Annotated in this window: 18 protein-coding genes; 8 read left to right on the top strand and 10 right to left on the bottom strand. The window is 73.7% G+C overall.

Features of this window, described 5'->3' with window-relative positions:
* Positions 1-69 precede the first annotated feature (69 nt).
* Positions 70-555, top strand: coding sequence for an Lrp/AsnC family transcriptional regulator (locus AQJ30_RS35360; protein WP_067242046.1), 486 nt, complete (start codon positions 70-72; stop codon positions 553-555).
* 58 nt (positions 556-613) lie between these two features.
* Here the strand turns inward: AQJ30_RS35360 and AQJ30_RS35355 are convergent, their stop codons facing one another.
* On the bottom strand, positions 614-1204 hold the full coding sequence (locus tag AQJ30_RS35355; RefSeq protein WP_067242044.1) for a TetR/AcrR family transcriptional regulator: 591 nt from the start codon (positions 1202-1204) through the stop codon (positions 614-616).
* Entirely contained in the window at positions 1201-2715 is a 1515-nt protein-coding gene (locus AQJ30_RS35350) for a 3-hydroxyacyl-CoA dehydrogenase (protein WP_067242041.1), read from the bottom strand. The genes AQJ30_RS35355 and AQJ30_RS35350 overlap by 4 nt, the downstream gene beginning before the upstream one ends.
* 160 nt (positions 2716-2875) lie before the next feature.
* On the opposite strand from AQJ30_RS35350, the gene paaN reads away from it, so the two are divergent.
* Positions 2876-4567, top strand: coding sequence for a phenylacetic acid degradation protein PaaN (paaN, locus tag AQJ30_RS35345; protein ID WP_067242038.1), 1692 nt, complete (start codon positions 2876-2878; stop codon positions 4565-4567).
* A gap of 28 nt (positions 4568-4595) precedes the next feature.
* Here the strand turns inward: paaN and AQJ30_RS35340 are convergent, their stop codons facing one another.
* From AQJ30_RS35340 to AQJ30_RS35330, 3 genes are read right to left on the bottom strand one after another with little or no spacing between them, the layout of a single operon-like run.
* A complete protein-coding gene (locus tag AQJ30_RS35340) occupies positions 4596-5447 on the bottom strand; it encodes a TrmH family RNA methyltransferase (RefSeq protein WP_079084529.1) in 852 nt (283 codons plus the stop codon).
* Positions 5444-6685, bottom strand: a complete 1242-nt coding sequence (locus AQJ30_RS35335) for an HTTM domain-containing protein (RefSeq protein WP_067242035.1) — start codon at positions 6683-6685, stop codon at positions 5444-5446. Before AQJ30_RS35335 ends, AQJ30_RS35340 begins: the two co-directional genes overlap by 4 nt.
* A complete protein-coding gene (locus AQJ30_RS35330) occupies positions 6682-7470 on the bottom strand; it encodes a DUF5819 family protein (RefSeq protein ID WP_067242033.1) in 789 nt (262 codons plus the stop codon). Before AQJ30_RS35330 ends, AQJ30_RS35335 begins: the two co-directional genes overlap by 4 nt.
* A gap of 336 nt (positions 7471-7806) precedes the next feature.
* Here AQJ30_RS35330 and paaA point away from each other — a divergent pair, with 336 nt between their 5' ends.
* The 5 genes from paaA to AQJ30_RS35305 are packed head-to-tail and all read left to right on the top strand — an operon-like array spanning position 7807 to position 11480.
* Entirely contained in the window at positions 7807-8832 is a 1026-nt protein-coding gene (paaA, locus tag AQJ30_RS35325) for a 1,2-phenylacetyl-CoA epoxidase subunit PaaA (RefSeq protein ID WP_067242030.1), read from the top strand.
* Positions 8829-9116 carry a 1,2-phenylacetyl-CoA epoxidase subunit PaaB gene (gene paaB / locus AQJ30_RS35320; RefSeq protein ID WP_067242028.1) on the top strand — a complete coding sequence of 96 codons (288 nt, stop codon included), beginning with the start codon at positions 8829-8831 and terminating at the stop codon, positions 9114-9116. Before paaA ends, paaB begins: the two co-directional genes overlap by 4 nt.
* Positions 9113-9844, top strand: coding sequence for a 1,2-phenylacetyl-CoA epoxidase subunit PaaC (gene paaC / locus AQJ30_RS35315; RefSeq protein WP_067242025.1), 732 nt, complete (start codon positions 9113-9115; stop codon positions 9842-9844). Before paaB ends, paaC begins: the two co-directional genes overlap by 4 nt.
* Entirely contained in the window at positions 9838-10419 is a 582-nt protein-coding gene (gene paaD, locus AQJ30_RS35310; RefSeq protein WP_067242022.1) for a 1,2-phenylacetyl-CoA epoxidase subunit PaaD, read from the top strand. The genes paaC and paaD overlap by 7 nt, the downstream gene beginning before the upstream one ends.
* Positions 10419-11480: a 2Fe-2S iron-sulfur cluster-binding protein gene (locus tag AQJ30_RS35305; RefSeq protein WP_067242019.1), complete on the top strand. Its 1062-nt coding sequence runs from the start codon at positions 10419-10421 to the stop codon at positions 11478-11480. Before paaD ends, AQJ30_RS35305 begins: the two co-directional genes overlap by 1 nt.
* A 22-nt stretch (positions 11481-11502) precedes the next feature.
* Here the strand turns inward: AQJ30_RS35305 and AQJ30_RS35300 are convergent, their stop codons facing one another.
* The 5 genes from AQJ30_RS35300 to AQJ30_RS35280 all read right to left on the bottom strand — a co-directional run bounded on the left by AQJ30_RS35300 (position 11503) and on the right by AQJ30_RS35280 (position 15192).
* Positions 11503-11832, bottom strand: coding sequence for a rhodanese-like domain-containing protein (locus tag AQJ30_RS35300; protein WP_067242016.1), 330 nt, complete (start codon positions 11830-11832; stop codon positions 11503-11505).
* A gap of 100 nt (positions 11833-11932) precedes the next feature.
* On the bottom strand, positions 11933-12730 hold the full coding sequence (locus tag AQJ30_RS35295) for a hypothetical protein (RefSeq protein WP_067242014.1): 798 nt from the start codon (positions 12728-12730) through the stop codon (positions 11933-11935).
* A gap of 70 nt (positions 12731-12800) precedes the next feature.
* Complete coding sequence (locus tag AQJ30_RS35290) at positions 12801-14306, bottom strand: DUF2252 domain-containing protein (RefSeq protein ID WP_079084528.1); 1506 nt, start codon at positions 14304-14306, stop codon at positions 12801-12803.
* 62 nt (positions 14307-14368) lie between these two features.
* Positions 14369-14665, bottom strand: coding sequence for an SHOCT domain-containing protein (locus tag AQJ30_RS35285; RefSeq protein WP_067242010.1), 297 nt, complete (start codon positions 14663-14665; stop codon positions 14369-14371).
* A gap of 83 nt (positions 14666-14748) precedes the next feature.
* Complete coding sequence (locus AQJ30_RS35280) at positions 14749-15192, bottom strand: DUF6325 family protein (RefSeq protein WP_211279167.1); 444 nt, start codon at positions 15190-15192, stop codon at positions 14749-14751.
* Positions 15193-15449: 257 nt separating this feature from the next.
* On the opposite strand from AQJ30_RS35280, the gene AQJ30_RS35275 reads away from it, so the two are divergent.
* Positions 15450-16745 carry a hypothetical protein gene (locus tag AQJ30_RS35275; RefSeq protein ID WP_245727293.1) on the top strand — a complete coding sequence of 432 codons (1296 nt, stop codon included), beginning with the start codon at positions 15450-15452 and terminating at the stop codon, positions 16743-16745.
* Position 16746: the final 1 nt, after the last annotated feature.

The following is a 16746-nucleotide window of genomic DNA, read 5'->3' as shown; positions in this document are numbered from 1 at the left end:
TTCTGCACAGCTTCAGATGGACGCAGTACGTCCAGGGCAGGGAGGCGGGGGGACATGGCTGCTGAACAAATGGCCGAAGGACCCGACCCGGGGGTCCCCCTGCCGCCCCCGCGGCCCCTCGACGCCATAGACCAGGACATCCTGCGCATGCTCCAGGCGGACGGCCGCGCCTCGGTCCGGTCGGTCGCCGAGCGCGTCCACGTCTCGCGCGCCAACGCCTACGCCCGCATCAACCGGCTCGTCGAGGACGGCGTCATCCGCGGCTTCGGCGCGCGCGTGGACCACGAGCGCGCCGGGCACGGCACGTCCGCGTACATCACGCTGAAGATCGTCCAGAACACCTGGCGCACGGTGCGCGAGCAGCTGCGCCGCCTGCCCGGCGCCGCGCACATCTCCCTGGTCGGCGGCGACTTCGACGTGCTGCTGCTGGTGCACACCCCGGACAACCGCGCCCTGCGCGAGCTGGTGCTCACCCGGCTCCAGGCGATCCCCGAGGTGCTCAGCACGCGCACGCTGCTGGTGTTCGAGGAGGAGGACGTGGAGCCGCAGGGCTGAGCCGCGGCGCGGGCCCGCCGCCGCCCCGGTTCCCCGGGAGCACGCGGCGCCCGGCGTGTCACGACACCTTGCGCAGGCCCCCGAAGACCAGCCGCGCCACGGCGTCCGCCACCTCGCGCTCGCCCATGCCGCGGACGTCCGGGCGGTACCACTCCACGATCGAGTTGATCATCCCGAAGACCAGCCGGGTGGCCAGCCGCACCTCCACGTCCTCGCGCACGTCCCCGTCCGCGGCGGCCGCCTTGAGCAGCTCGGCGACCCGGTGGTCGAAGTCCCGGCGGCGCTCCAGCGCCCAGCGCTCGGTGGCGGTGTTGCCCCGCACGCGCAGCAGCAGCGTCACGTACGGCAGTTCGGCGATCAGCACCTCGACCATGCGCCGCACGACGTACTCCAGGCGGTCGGCCGGGCGCCCCTCGCGCGCGTGCTCCTCGTCCAGGATCCCGAACAGGCCGTCCAGCGCCCGGCTGACGGCCCGGCGCAGCAGCTCCTCCTTGCCGGCCACGTGGTGGTAGATCGACGACTTGGAGATGCCGGCCGCCTTGGACAGGTGCTCCATGGACGTGCCGTCGTAGCCCCGCTCGATGAAGACCTGCACGGCGACCGACAGCAGCGTCTCGGGGGTGTACGTGTCGCGCTTGGCGGTGGTCACGAGGCGCCCTCCCGCTTCTCGGTGGCGAAGGAGTGACGGTACAGGGCGAGCGAGGGCGCGTACCGTCCCGAGGGATCCCGCTGGTGCAGGTCGTCCAGCACCGAACAAGCCCAGGTGCGGCCCAGGCGCCGGCTCCACTCGAAGGGCCCGAGCGGGTAGTTCACGCCCAGGCGCATCGCGGTGTCGACGTCCTCCTCGGTAGCCACGCCCTTGGCGACGGCGTCGTGCGCGAGGTCGATGATCCGGGCCACCGTGCGGGCGACGATCATGCCGGGCACGTCGCCGATGAGGCTGACGTCCTTGCCCAGCGCCTGGAACAGCCCGGTCGCCTCGGACACCGTCCGCGCGCCCGTGTCCTGGCAGGCGGACAGGGCGATGCGGGTGGCCCTGCGGTAGTCCAGCGCCAGGTCGAAGTAGACGACGTCGCGGAACTCCACCGAGGTCTGCCCGTCCGCGAGGGCGAGCTGGCCGCCGCCGGGCAGCACCAGCCGGGTGCCGTTGTCCTCGTCCTCCTCGCGGACCTCGATGCCCGCCTCGCGGATCATCGCGAGCAGCTCGGAGGCCGGGCCCAGGTCGCCCTCGGCGACGACGTACGCGGGCGGCTGCTGCTTCTCGGCGGTGTGCGGCTCGGGGCGCTCGGCGCCGTCGCGGTGGTCGTACCAGCCGAGGCCGGTCTTGCGTCCGAGGCGGCCCGACTCGACCAGCCGGCGCTGGGCCAGGGACGGCGTGAAGCGCACGTCCTGGAAGAAGGACTGCCACACGGAGTGCGTGACCGACTCGTTGACGTCCTGCCCGATCAGGTCGGTCAGCTCGAACGCGCCCATCCGGAACCCGCCCGACTCGCGCAGCACCGCGTCGATGGTGGCCGGGTCGGCGGCCTGGGCCTCGTACACGGCGAACGCCTCGGCGTAGAAGGGCCGGGCGATGCGGTTGACGATGAAGCCGGGGGTGTCCGCGCAGGCGACCGGGGTCTTCCCCCAGGCGCGGGCGGTTTCGTACGCGCGCGTGGCGGAGGTGACGTCGGTGGCGAACCCGGAGACCACCTCCACCAGCGGCAGCAGCGGGGCCGGGTTGAAGAAGTGCAGGCCCACGAAGCGGCCCGGGTGGCTCAGGGCGCCGCCGATGGCCGTCACCGACAGGGAGGAGGTGTTGGTGGCGAGCAGACAGTCCGGGGAGACGACCTCCTCCAGGGAGCGGAACAGCTCCTGCTTGACGTCGAGGCGCTCCAGGACGGCCTCCACGACCAGTGCGCAGTCCGCGAGTTCGGCCAGGTCGTCCGCGGGCCGCAGCCGGGCGCGGGCCGCGTCCCGGTCGGCCGCGGTGAGCCGGCCCTTCTCGACCAGCCGGTCGAGGCGGGCGCCGATCGCGGCGGCCGCCTCCCGGGCCCGGTGCGGAACGGCGTCGTACAGCCGTACGGGGTGACCGGCGACCAACGCGACCTGGGCGATGCCCTGGCCCATGGTGCCGGTGCCGACGACGGCCACGGGGCTGCTGAGGTCGAGTGCTGTCATGTGCGCGATCCTCCCGCACGGGGTTTTCCACAGATGCGGCAGGCCCCCTTGTCCCGACCGATCGTTCGGTTACTCTAACCCTGACCGTGCGTTCCCGCCCAGGTTTCCGCCCAGGTCATGAACTCGACGAGGAGTTCCCGAGACGAGGAGTTGGTCCCGTATGGCCGCCGAACTGACCGCCCACGACCTCATCGCCCAGCACCGGCCGACCCTCGACCAGGCGCTGGAGGCCATCCGCACGCGCGCGTACTGGTCCCCCCACCCCGAGCACCCCAAGGCCTACGGCGAGAACGGCAGCCTGGACATGGCGGCGGGCAAGGCGGCCTTCGACGCCCTCCTCGGCACCCGTCTGGACCTCGGCCAGCCCGGCACCGACGACTGGGTGGGCGGCGAGGTCTCGCCGTACGGCATCGAGCTCGGTGTGACCTACCCGCACGCCGACCTGGACGTGCTGTTGCCCGCGATGAAGGCCGGTCAGCGCGCCTGGCGGGACGCGGGCGCGGAGATCCGCGCGGTGGTCTGCCTGGAGATCCTCAAGCGGATCAGCGACCGCACCCACGAGTTCGCCCACGCCGTCATGCACACCTCCGGACAGGCGTTCATGATGGCGTTCCAGGCGGGCGGCCCGCACGCCCAGGACCGCGGTCTGGAGGCGGTGGCCTACGCGTACGTGGAGCAGGTCCGCACGCCCGACACCGCCGAGTGGACCAAGCCGCAGGGCAAGCGCGACCCGCTCGCGCTGACCAAGCAGTTCACGCCGGTCCCCCGCGGCATCGGCCTGGTCATCGGCTGCAACACCTTCCCGACGTGGAACGGCTACCCGGGCCTGTTCGCCTCCCTCGCCACCGGCAACGCCGTCCTGGTCAAGCCGCACCCGCGCGCGGTGCTGCCGCTCGCGCTGACCGTGCAGGTGGCCCGCCAGGTGCTCACCGAGGCCGGGTTCGACCCCAACCTGGTCGCGCTCGCCGCCGAGCGGCCCGGCGAGGGCATCGCCAAGACCCTCGCCACCCGGCCCGAGATCCGGATCATCGACTACACCGGCTCGACCTCCTTCGGCGACTGGCTGGAGGCCAACGCCCGGCAGGCGCAGGTCTACACGGAGAAGGCCGGCGTCAACACGGTGGTCGTGGAGTCCGCCGGCGACTACCGGGGCATGCTGTCCAACCTGGCGTTCTCGCTGTCCCTCTACAGCGGCCAGATGTGCACCACCCCGCAGAACCTGCTGATCCCCCGCGACGGCATCCGCACCGATCAGGGCCCCAAGACCTTCGACGAGGTCGTCGCCGACCTCGCGCGCGCCATCGACGGCCTGCTCGGGGACGACGCGCGGGCCAACGCCCTCCTGGGCGCGATCGTCAACCCGGACGTCAAGGCCCGGCTGGAGGCCGCCGCGGGTCTCGGCGAGGTCGCCCTCGCCTCCCGCGAGGTGGCCAACCCGGACTTCCCCGGCGCCGTGGTGCGCACCCCGGTCCTGGTCAAGCTGGACGGTGCCAAGCCGGACGCCGAGGCCGCCTACATGAGCGAGTGCTTCGGCCCGGTGTCCTTCGCCGTCGCGGTCGACTCGGTCACGGACGCCGTCGAGCTGCTGCGGCGCACGGTGCGGGAGAAGGGCGCGATGACGGTCGGCGCGTACACGACCGACCCGGAGGTCGAGGAGGCCGTCCAGGAGGTCTGCCTGGAGGAGGCCGCGCAGCTCTCCCTCAACCTCACGGGCGGGGTGTACGTCAACCAGACGGCCGCCTTCTCCGACTTCCACGGCTCGGGCGGCAACCCGGCCGCGAACGCCGCGCTGTGCGACGGCGCGTTCGTGGCGAACCGCTTCCGCGTGGTCGAGGTGCGCCGGGAGGCGTAACCGCTGGGCGGGACCTCGCGGTCACCTGCTAGGTCCGCTGGGTCCCGCTCGGGAACCCCGCCGTGCTCCAGTGGTACAGCGTCATGGCCACGCTGGTCGCCAGGTTGTAGCTGGAGACCTGGGGGCGCATGGGCAGGGCGAGCAGGTGGTCGGCCCGGGCGCGCAGGGCCGCGGACAGGCCGGCGCGCTCGGAGCCGAAGGCGAGGACGGCGTCGTCCGGGAGCCGCACCCCCCGGAGGTCGTCGCCCTCCGGGTCGAGCGCGAACACCGGGCCCGCCGGCAGCTCCTCGACGTCCAGTCGCTCCACGGCGGTCGCGAAGTGCAGCCCCGCCCCGCCGCGCACCACCGTGGGGTGCCAGGGGTCGAGCGTGCCGGTGGTGACCACGCCGGTCGCCCCGAAGCCGGCGGCCAGCCGGATCACGGCGCCCGCGTTGCCGAGGTTGCGCGGGTTGTCCAGGACCACCACGGGCGCCCGGCGCGGGGCGCGGGCCAGCGCGGCGAGGTTGGCCTCCCGGGGCGGCCGTACCGCGAGGGCGGCCACGGCCGTGGGGTGCGGACGCGGCACCAGCGCCTCGTACGTCGCCCTCGGCACCTCGGTCAGCAGCGCGGCCAGCGGCTCGCGCACGTCGGGGGCGAGGTCGTCGGCGAGGGCCAGCGCGGCCTCCCGGTCGGCGGTCACCGCGACCGGGACCTCGGCCCCGAACCGCACCGCGTGCTTGAGGGCGTGGAAGCCGTCGAGCAGCACGACGGTGCCGACGCCCGTGTCGACGAGACGCCGCCACCGCCGTACGGGGTCGGCGGCGGGCCCGGTCACGGGCTCGGCAGGGCTCACGGGAACGGGCACGGTTACGGGGTCCGCCGGGTGCGCGGGGTCGGTCATGGCGTGAAGCCTATGCGCGCGGCCTCGGGGTCCTCGGCGTCCTCGCGCGCCTGAGCCGGCTCGTGCTCGCCCCGCCGCGGGCGGGGGATGCCACCGCTCCCGGCGAGCACGCCGTCCCGCGCGCGTGCCGCCCAGCCGCCGAGGCGGCGCAGGAACGAGGTGGGCAGGAACACCGAGTCCGCCGCGATCATCGCGAGCGAGAAGAACGGCAGCCCGAGCACCACCGCGATCACGGCGTGCTCGGTCATCATGATCACCAGCAGGACGTTCTTGACGCGCCGGTTGAACAGCGTGAACGGGAATGCCACCTGCACGATGACCGTCCCGTACGTGACCAGCATGACCATGGTGCCGCTGGCGGACAGCAGGTCGCCGAGCGCGGGCCAGGGGGAGAAGTAGTCCAGGTGCAGCGGGTAGTAGACCGCGGTGCCGTCCTGCCAGCGCGAACCCTGGATCTTGTACCAGCCGGCCGTGGCGTAGATCATGCACGCCTCTGCCATGATCACGACCAGCGCGCCGTTGTGCAGCAGGTTCCCGACGACGTCGGCCAGGATCCGCGGCTCGCTCGACGCCGCCCGCCGACCGACGAGCCACCACACCGCCTGGGCGGCCCAGACCGCCCACAGCAGCACCGGCACGGTCCACTCGCCCTCGAAGAGCCGCCCGGACGCCGTCACCGCCACCAGCGCGAACCCCGTCACGCACCACAGCAGGGGGCCGACGCGGTCGGTGACCTGCTCGCCCCGCGCGCGTGCCGCGTCCGCGCGACGGGCCCGCCGCGCGTCCAGCGACCACACCCGGCCGCAGCGGGTGAAGACCAGGTAGACCGACATCAGGTGCAGCACGTTGTCGCCACCGTCGCCGACGAACACGCTGCGGTTCTGCAGCGAGAGGACGCCGACCATGAACAGCACGGACATCGTGCGGGTGCGCCAGCCCACCAGCAGCAGCGCGGCGGACAGCAGGGCGAGCGCGTAGACGATCTCGAACCACGCGCGCGAGTCGGCCCACATCAGCGCCGTGAACGCGCCGTTGCCGTCGATCAGGCGCCGCGCCAGCGACCAGCTCCACGGGCCGTCGGGCCCGTACAGCTCGGCGCGGTGCGGCAGTTCGCGCAGCAGGAACAGCAGCCACGTCCCGGCGAAACCGATCCGGACGACGGCACTCTGGTACGGGCCGAAGGCGGTCCCGGTGACCCGGGCGATGCCCCGGGAGGCGCTCATGGCGAACCGGTTCACTGCACGCCTCCGTGGGCCTCGTCGTCGGACACGCTCCACCAGGGCAGGACGCGGTAGGCCGGGTCGGTCGAGATCTTCTCCCGGCTCCAGGACGGCGCCGCCACGTTGGTGGTGCGGGAGCGGACCTGGACCCGCTCGACCGCACCGCCGGCGCCCGCCGCGCCGCCCCGCTCCAGGCGCAGCACCACGATCCGGCGCAGGTACGACTCCGACAGCGTGCCGCGCACGCCCGCGGCGCGGTTGTCGTCGTCGTGCGTGGCCGTGAAGAAGTCCCAGGCGCGGCGCAGCTCGTTCTGCTGGGTGTGGCTCGGCAGCAGGTTGCCGTCGATGGCCCGGCCGTCCTGCGCGGACAGGTCGTACCAGCCGGTCTCGCGCGAACCGCCGTCGGCGGTGCGCACCTGCGCGCGGACCTGCACGGCGACGTTCTGCTGGAGCGGGTTCGGCGCGAACAGCTTCCAGTTCTGCTCGAACTCCGGGTAGATCCATTCGTCGATCGCCTTGCCGTGCGCCTTCGTCACCGTGTTCGAGGGCGCGATGTGCAGGAACACCATCCCGAGGTGCACGCACACGGCGGCGGCGACCACCGCGAGGGCCACGGCGGCCCCGATCCGGTAGCGCAGGGAGAGGGCGGCCACACCGGTACGGGGCTCGACGGTGGCGGGGCCGGGGGGCGGCGGCTGCGACGCCTCCGGCGCGTCGGGGGTGCCGGCCACCGCGTCGACCTCCCCGGGCCGCTCGGCCTCCCGTGACTCCGGGGCGTCGGCGCCTCCGTCGTGCGTGTTCATTCCGCCCCGTTCCCCTATGTCCCCGGCGGTCCCCGGTGTCCCGGCGTACCCGGCGTTCGATTCCGTCCGTTCCTCCGGCGGCCCCGCCCGGAGTCACCCGGACGGCCGTAGCGCGGCGGTCCCACGGAAAGGTACTCAGCCCCGGCGCCCGGCGCAGCCACCTCGGTCATCCACAGCGGTTGACACCTTACGACGGGCATCCCACCATGGAATCGCACGAACCGAACGATCGGTCGGGAGCAGATCCGGCAGACCGGTGGAAGCCCGGACAACCGGACGCACCACCGGACCCGGACGCGCAGCCGAACACCAGACACCGAGGTCGAGGGGGACCGCATGGCGACAGCAGCCGCGCAACAGACGGCCCGCACCCAGCTGGGCACGGGCAGGGACGGCACCGTCGGCACCGTCGGCACCACGGACGCCGACGACGCCCTCGCGCGCGCCTTCGACGCCGCGGTGGCCGCCGACGAGCGCATCGAACCGCGCGACTGGATGCCCGACGCCTACCGCGCCACGCTGGTCCGCCAGATCGCGCAGCACGCGCACTCGGAGATCATCGGCATGCAGCCGGAGGCCAACTGGATCACCCGCGCGCCCTCCCTGCGCCGCAAGGCGATCCTGATGGCCAAGGTCCAGGACGAGGCGGGCCACGGGCTGTACCTCTACAGCGCGGCCGAGACGCTCGGCACCGGCCGCGACGAGCTGCTGGACAAGCTGCACTCGGGCCGCCAGAAGTACTCCTCGATCTTCAACTACCCCACCCTGACCTGGGCGGACGTCGGCGCGATCGGCTGGCTGGTGGACGGCGCCGCGATCACCAACCAGGTGCCGCTGTGCCGCTGCTCCTACGGGCCGTACGCCCGCGCGATGGTCCGCATCTGCAAGGAGGAGTCCTTCCACCAGCGCCAGGGCTACGAGCTGCTGCTGGCCCTGAGCAAGGGCACCCCCGAGCAGCACGCGATGGCGCAGGACGCGGTGGACCGCTGGTGGTGGCCGTCGCTGATGATGTTCGGCCCGCCCGACGACGAGTCCTCGCACTCCGCGCAGTCGATGGCCTGGAAGATCAAGCGCCACTCCAACGACGAGCTGCGCCAGCGCTTCGTCGACATCTGCGTCCCCCAGGCCGAGTCCCTCGGCCTCACCCTCCCCGACCCGGACCTCCGCTGGAACGAGGAGCGGGGGCACCACGACTTCGGCGCCATCGACTGGACGGAGTTCCGGGAGGTCCTCAAGGGCAACGGCCCGTGCAACGAACAGCGCATCACCCAGCGCAAGCGCGCCCACGACGAGGGCGCCTGGGTCCGTGAGGCCGCCGCGGCCCACGCCGCCAAGCACACGACGGGAGCACCGCAGGCATGACCACCACCGACTGGCCCCTGTGGGAGGTCTTCGTCCGCTCGCGCCGCGGGCTGTCCCACACCCACGCCGGCAGCCTGCACGCGCCGGACGCCGAGCTCGCCCTGCGCAACGCGCGCGACCTGTACACCCGCCGCGGCGAGGGCGTGTCCCTCTGGGTCGTGCCGTCCGCGGCGATCACCGCGTCCTCGCCGGACGAGAAGGACCCGTTCTTCGAGCCGGCCGCCGACAAGCCGTACCGGCACCCCACGTTCTACGAGATCCCGGAAGGGGTGCAGCACCTGTGACCGCGCCGTCGACCGACACGCCCGCCGTGTCCGCCGCGCTCGCCCTCGGCGACGACGCCCTGGTGCTCTCCCACCGGCTGGGGGAGTGGATGGGCCACGCGCCCGTCCTGGAGGAGGAGGTCGCCCTCGCCAACATCGCGCTGGACCTGCTGGGCCAGGCCCGGGTCCTGCTGTCGATGGCCGGTGACGAGGACGAGCTCGCCTACCTGCGCGAGGAGCGCGCCTTCCGCAACCTCCAGCTCGTCGAGCAGCCCAACGGCGACTTCGCCCACACCATCGCCCGCCAGCTGTACTTCTCCACCTACCAGCACCTGCTGTACGCCCGGCTCGCCGCCGGGGACGGCCCGTTCGCGCCGCTCGCCGCGAAGGCCGTCAAGGAGACCGCCTACCACCGCGACCACGCCGAGCAGTGGACCGTGCGCCTCGGAGACGGCACCGAGGAGAGCCGCACCCGGATGAACCGGGCCTGCGCGGCGCTGTGGCGCTTCACCGGCGAGATGTTCCAGCCGGTGGAGGGCGTGGACGTCGACGGCGCCGCCCTGGAGGCCGAGTGGCTGGCGTCCGTGGCGGACGTCCTGCGCCGGGCCACCCTCGACCTGCCCGAGGGGCCGCGCTCGGGGGCGTGGACGGCGGGCGCGGGCCGGCAGGGCCTGCACACCGAGTCGTTCGGCCGGATGCTGGCCGAGATGCAGCACCTGCACCGCAGCCACCCGGGGGCGTCATGGTGACCCCCACCCCGCTGGAGGCCGGACTGCTGGAGGCCGAGCTGCTGGAGGTCGCCGGCTCGGTGCCCGACCCCGAGCTGCCCGTGCTCACCCTGCGCGAACTGGGCGTGGTGCGCGCGGTGCACGTACGCGGGACGAACGCCGCCGACGCCGCCGACGCCGTCGAGGTCGAACTCACCCCGACCTACACCGGCTGCCCCGCGATCGAGGCGATGTCCGTGGACATCGAGCGCGTCCTGCGCGCCCACGGAGTGCGCGACGTGACCGTGCGCACGGTGCTCGCGCCCGCCTGGTCCACGGACGACATCTCGCCCGAAGGGCGCCGCAAGCTGCGGGAGTTCGGCATAGCGCCCCCGCGCACCCGGTCCGCGTCCGAGCCGGTCCCCCTGACCCTCGGCGCGACCCGCACCCACGCCGGCACCGGCACCACCGAGGGCGAACCGCAGGAACCGGTGCGCTGCCCGCACTGCGGCTCGGCCGACACCGAACTGCTCAGCCGGTTCTCCTCCACCGCGTGCAAGGCACTGCGCCGCTGCCTGGCCTGCCGCGAACCCTTCGACCACTTCAAGGAGTTGTGATGGCCCGCTTCCACGCGCTCCAGGTGGCCGCGGTGGACCGGCTCACCGACGACTCCGTCGCCGTCACCCTCGAGGTGCCCGAGGAGCTGCGCCCGGAGTTCCGGCACGCCCCCGGCCAGCACCTCGCCCTGCGACGCGTGGCCGACGGCGCCGAGGTCCGCCGGACGTACTCGATCTGCTCCCCCGCACCGGCCCCCGGCGAGCCGGGACCGCGCACGCTGCGGGTCGGGGTGCGGCTGGTCGAGGGCGGGGCCTTCTCGACGTACGCGTTCAAGGAGATGCAGGTCGGCGACGAGGTCGAGGTGATGACGCCGGCCGGGCGCTTCACGCTCGAACCGGCTCCCGGGCTGTACGCGGCGGTCGTCGGCGGCAGCGGCATCACCCCGGTGCTGTCGATCGTCTCGACGCTGCTGGAGCGCGAGCCGCGGGCACGGTTCTGTCTCGTCCGCGGCGACCGTACGGCGGCCTCGACGATGTTCCTGGAGGAGGTCGCCGACCTCAAGGACCGCTACCCGCAGCGGTTCCAGCTGGTCACCGTGCTGTCGCGGGAGGAGCAGCAGGCGGGGCTGCCGTCCGGGCGGCTGGACCGGGAGCGGCTGACGGGGCTGCTGCCGGCGCTGCTGCCGGTGGAGGCGGTGGCGGGCTGGTTCCTGTGCGGGCCGTACGGCCTGGTGCAGGGCGCCGAGCGGGCCCTGCGGGACCTCGGTGTGCCGCGGGCGCGGATCCACGAGGAGATCTTCCACGTGGACCCGGTCGCCCCGACGGTCACCACCGGGGCCCCCGCGCACAGCACGGTCACCGCCCGGCTCGACGGCCGCGGGGGCACCTGGCCGGTCCAGGAGGGCGAGTCCCTGCTGGAGACGGTGCTGCGCAACCGCCCCGACGCGCCCTACGCCTGCAAGGGCGGGGTGTGCGGGACCTGCCGGGCCTTCCTGGTCTCCGGCGAGGTCCGCATGGACCGCAACTTCGCGCTGGAGCCGGAGGAGACGGACGCCGGCTACGTGCTCGCGTGCCAGTCGCACCCGGTGACCGAGGCCGTGGAGCTGGACTTCGACCGGTAGGGACGGGTCGCGGCTGCGGCTGCTAGACGACGAAGCCCGGTCCGCCCGCGTCCGTGACCACGGGGCGGCCGGCGGCCTCCCAGTGCTGCATGCCGCCGGCCACGTTCACGGCGTCGATGCCCTGCTGCACCAGGTACATCGTGACCTGGGCGGACCGGCCGCCGGAGCGGCAGATCACGTTGATCCGGCCGTCCTGCGGGGCGGCCTCGGTCAACTCGCCGTAGCGGGCGACGAACTCGCTGATGGGGATGTGCAGGGCACCTGCGGCATGGCCCGCCTGCCACTCGTCGTCCTCGCGGACGTCCAGCAGGAAGTCGTCGTCCTTGAGGTCGCCGACCTCGACCGTGGGCACACCAGCTCCGAAACTCATGCGTCCGACGCTACCGGACGCGACGGCAACCCCCACCGGCCCCACGGATCCCGGCCCCACGGATCCCGCCCGCCCAGGGGGCTCAGCCCAGCAGCCCGGCCAGTTCCGCCTCGCGGGCCGCCACGTCGGCGAGCAGCTTCTCGGCGATCTCGTCCAGGAGGCCGTCGGGGTCGTCGGGAGCCAGCCGGAGCATCGAGCCGATCGGGCTGCCCTCCAGCTCGCTCGCGACCTGCGTCAGCATCTCCTTGCGCTGGGCCAGCCACTCCAGGCGGGCGTACAGCTCCTCGCTGCGGCTGGGCCGGTCCTGCGGCGGCACCGGACCGGCCGCCCACTCCTCGGCCAGCTCGCGCAGCAGGGCCTCGTCGCCGCGGGCGTAGGCGCCGTTGACCCGGGTGAGGAACTCCTCGCGCCGCTTGCGGTCGTCCTCCTCGCGGGCGAGGTCGGGGTGGGCCTTGCGGGCCAGGTCGCGGTAGAGCCTGCGGGCCTCGTCGCTGGGGCGCACCCGCTCCGGCGGCCGCACGGACTGGTCGGTGAGCATCGCGGCGGCCTCCGGGAACAGGCCGTCGCCGTCCATCCAGCCGTGGAACAACTCCTCGACCCCCGGCATCGGCAGCACCCGCGCCCGCGCCTCCTCGGCCAGGCGCCGGTCCTCGGGATCGCCGGTGCGGGCGGCCCGCGCCTCGGCGATCAGGGCGTCGAGCTCGTCGATCCGGGCGTACATGGGGCCCAGCTTCTGGTGGTGCAGGCGGGAGAAGTTCTCCACCTCGACGCGGAAGGTCTCCACGGCGATCTCGAACTCGATCAGCGCCTGCTCGGCGGCGCGCACGGCCCGCTCCAGCCGCTCCTCGGGCCGCGCCTGCTCAGCTTCGGGGGTCGTCACCCGACCAGCGTAGGCCACGCCCGACGGGCCCCCGGGGGACGCCGGGGAGGCGGCCCCCCGCGCACCCCCGTCACACCCCCGTCTCCGCCGCGACCCTCCCCGACCGCACCGCCGCCAGCAGGTCCGCGTGGTCCGCCTCCGTGCGGTCGGCGTAGGCGACGGCGAACGCGGCGACGGCCTCGTCCAGCTCCTCGTTCTTGCCGCAGTACCCGGAGATCAGCCGGGGGTCCGCGCTGTGGGAGTGGGCGCGGGCCAGGAGGGCGCCGGTCATGCGGCCGTAGTCGTCGATCTGGTCGGCGGCCAGGGCGGCCGGGTCGACGCTGCCCTTGCGGTTGCGGAACTGCCGCACCTGGAAGGGGCGGCCGTCGACGGTCGTCCAGCCCAGCAGCACGTCGCTGACCACCTGCATGCGCTTCTGGCCCAGCACCACCCGGCGGCCCTCGTGCTCGACGGGGGCCACCTCCAAGCCGGCCGTGCGCAGGTGCGGCACCAGCGCCGACGCGCGGGCCTCCTTCACCTGGAGCACCAGCGGTTCGCCGCGGTGGTCCAGGAGCAGCACGACGTAGGAGCGCGTGCCCACGCTGCCCGTGCCGACGATGCGGAAGGCGACGTCCTGCACGGCGTGCCGGGACAGCAGCGGGTGGCGGTCCTCCGGCAGGGTCGCCAGGTAGTCCTCCAGGGCCGCGGTGACCGCGACCGCCTCCGCGTGCGGGACCCGGCGCAGCACCGGTGCCGCGTCCACGAAGCGCCGGCCGCCGTCCCCGGTCGGCTCGGTCGACCGCGCGGCGAACCGCCCGCTGGTGTTCGCGCGCGCCTTCTCCGAGACCCGGTCGAGCGTGCCCAGCAGGTCGTGCGCGTCGGTGTGGGAGACCAGTTCCTCGTCGGCGATCGCGTTCCAGGCGTCGAGGACGGGCAGCCGGGCCAGCAGCCGCATCGTGCGGCGGTAGGCGCCCGCGGCGTCGTGGGCCGCGGCCCGGCAGGTGGCCTCGTCGGCGCCGGCCTCGCGGCCCGCCAGCACCAGCGACGCGGCCAGGCGCTTGAGGTCCCACTCCCAGGGCCCGTCGACCGTCTCGTCGAAGTCGTTCAGGTCGATCACCAGGCCGCCGCGCGCGTCGCCGTACAGGCCGAAGTTCCCCGCGTGGGCGTCACCGCAGATCTGCGCGCGGACCCCGGTCATCGGGGTGCGGGCGAGGTCGTGGGCCATGAGGCCCGCCGAGCCGCGCAGGAAGGCGAAGGGCGAGGCGGCCATCCGTCCCACCCGTATCGGCGTCAGCTCCGGGATGCGCCCCTGGTTGGACTCCTCGACGGCCGCGACCGCGTCCGGGCGGCCGGGGTCCAGGTCGAACTCGGCGTGCGCCCCGCGCGGTACCCGGCGCCGCAGCGCCTTGCCCTCCTCCTTCGGCGATCCCCCTTCCATCGGCCACCGCGCGAAGCCCCGCACGTGCGGCAGCCGCACCCCGGACCCCGCGACGGAACCCGAGCCGTCGACCTCGACGGACCCGGAGCCGTCGACCTCGACGGGCCTCGGCCCGCTCACGGACCCCGCCCCCGTCGAATCCCCACCGATGCCGGTCATCCCGACCGCCTCCCCCGCACACGAACGCCGTCAACTCGTGCAGACGGTACAACCGCGGGCGGTCAGGAGCCGAGGATCACCCGCTTCTGTTCCTCGAACTCGGCCTGGGTGAGCACGCCCTGCTCCTTGAGGTCCCCGAGCTGCTTGAGCTGCTCGATCTTGCTGGTCATGTCGGGGGCGGCCGGAGGCGGCGGAGCCGCGGGCGGCGCCGCCTGGTACGCCGGTTGCGCCGCGGGGGCGTCGTAGCCCTGCTGCGCCGCCCATCGCCCCTGCTGCCGGCGTGACACCCGGTTGGAGACGGCGGTCGCGGTCCCGGCCACGACGGCGGTCCGCGCGACCCCGCGGAGAAGACCTGGCATGACGGTGTCCCTTCTGCACGATAATGCCCGGGCATGCCCGGGAACCTGCCTGAAGTACGGGAACGCCCTCGCGAGCGCTGTGCCTACTGCGTGGCCTCGGCCGCCTCGAGGGCGGAGACGAGGTCGGACACCGGGATGCGCCCGGAGGCGACCAGCCGGCCCCCGCCGCGGCGCAGGGCGGCGGCGAACGGCGCGGCCCACACGTTCTCGTAGATGAGGATGCCGGCGGAGGTGTTGGGCTCCAGCGCGCCGGCCGCCTCCTCCAGGTCGTCCTGGCCGAGGAGTCCCGACGAGACGCCCTCGAAGACGGCCAGGTCCAGCCGGCCGTCGCCGTCGAGGTCGGTGATCTCCAGGCCGGAGACGGAGCCGTCCTCGTCCTTGCGGACGAACTGGAGGTCCAGGATGCGGATGACGCCGCGGTCCACCAGGTCGACGAGGAGGGGGAGGCCCTCGCCGGTCATCCGGTTCCCGGGGAACTCGACGACCAGGTAGTCGATCGGGCCCACTTCTTCGAATTCGTCGCTCACGGCGTCACCTCTGGTGCTCGCGGCTTCCCCCTGTGACACCTCGGCGCCACCCCCGGCGTCATGTCCCTCCCATTGCACCATCGGGCCGCCCCCGCCGCACTCCGTGCAATCCCCCCAGGCCCCCGCCGCCCCTCCGCGCGGCCCGCGCCACACCCCCGCCGCACCTCCGCGCGGCTCGCGCCGCCCCCCGGCTCACCCATCACCCGCCTGGTCCGCCCCCGGTGGCGCCCCCGGGCCCGCCCGCATCTGCTGGCCTCATGAACGACAGCGGTGGCGACGGGCTCCCGGCCGGGGAGCGCGATGAGCTGAACGCGTTGCGGCAGCGGGTGCACGCGCTGGAGAGCGCCGGCCCGTCCCTGACCCCGCGCCACCACCCCCTCCGCACGCTCGGCTCGGTCCTGCTGATCCTCCTCGCCGCGCTGCTGTCACTGCTGTCCGTCGTCGCGGTGTGGGCGAACAGCATCGTGCAGGACACCGACCGCTACGTCGCCACCGTCGGACCGCTGGCGAGCGACCCCGACGTGCAGAAGGCGGTCACCAACCGGGTCACCGGCGCCGTGCTCGCCCAGATCGACGTGGACGCGCTGGTCAAGGAGCTGACGGACGCGGCGTCGCAGCGTGACGCCCCGCCCCGGCTGACCCAGCTGGTGGGCAGCCTGAAGGGCCCCATCGAGGACGGGCTCAAGCAGCTGGTCAACAGCACGGTGGAGCGGGTGGTCACGAGCAGCGCCTTCGAGACCGTCTGGGTGAACGGCAACCGCAGGGCCCACTCGGCGCTGGACAAGGCCCTGACGGGCCGGTCCGACGGCGCGGTGAAGCTGGAGGACAACCAGGTGGTCATCGACCTCGGCCCGATCGTCGCCGACGTCAAGAACCAGCTGGTCGACGCCGGCTTCTCCGCCGCCTCGAAGATCCCGGCCGTCCACACGGACTTCGTGGTGTTCGCGTCGCAGGACATCGGCAAGATCAGGTCGTACGTGCGGGTGCTGGAGATCCTCGGCGGCTGGCTGCCCGTCATCGCCCTGCTGATCGCCGCCGCCGGGGTGTACGTGGCGTTCAACCGCCGCCACGCGCTGATCGGGGCCGCGCTGGCCGTGTTCGTGGCCATGCTGGTGCTCGGCATCGGCCTCACCGTCGCCCGCGACGCCTACCTCAACCACCTGCCTCCCGCGGCCTCCGAAGCCGCCGCGGGCTCCGTGTACGACGCGCTGGTCAAATTCCTGCGGGCCGGTGTGCGGGCGCTCGCCGCGGTCGCCCTGTTCACCGCGGCCGGCGCCTTCCTCTGCGGCCCGTCCCGGATCGCCGTGTTCACCCGGACCGGCTGCCGCAGGGGCGTCGGCGGGCTGCGCGACGTGGCGACGTCGGCGGGACTGCGGCTCGGCGCGGTCGGGCGGTTCGTCCACCGCTACAAGCGCTGGATCGGCGCGGCCATCCTGGTGGTCGCGGCGGTCGTGCTGTTCACCTGGACCTACCCGACCACGGCGGTCGTGGTGTGGACGGCGGTGATCACCCTGGTGGCCTTCGCGCTCCGCGAGTTCCTGGACGCCCCCTAGG

The sequence above is a fragment of the Streptomyces longwoodensis genome (assembly GCF_001514125.1).
In the GTDB taxonomy this organism is placed as follows: domain Bacteria; phylum Actinomycetota; class Actinomycetes; order Streptomycetales; family Streptomycetaceae; genus Streptomyces; species Streptomyces longwoodensis.
This window is presented reverse-complemented; position numbering and strand designations above follow the sequence as displayed.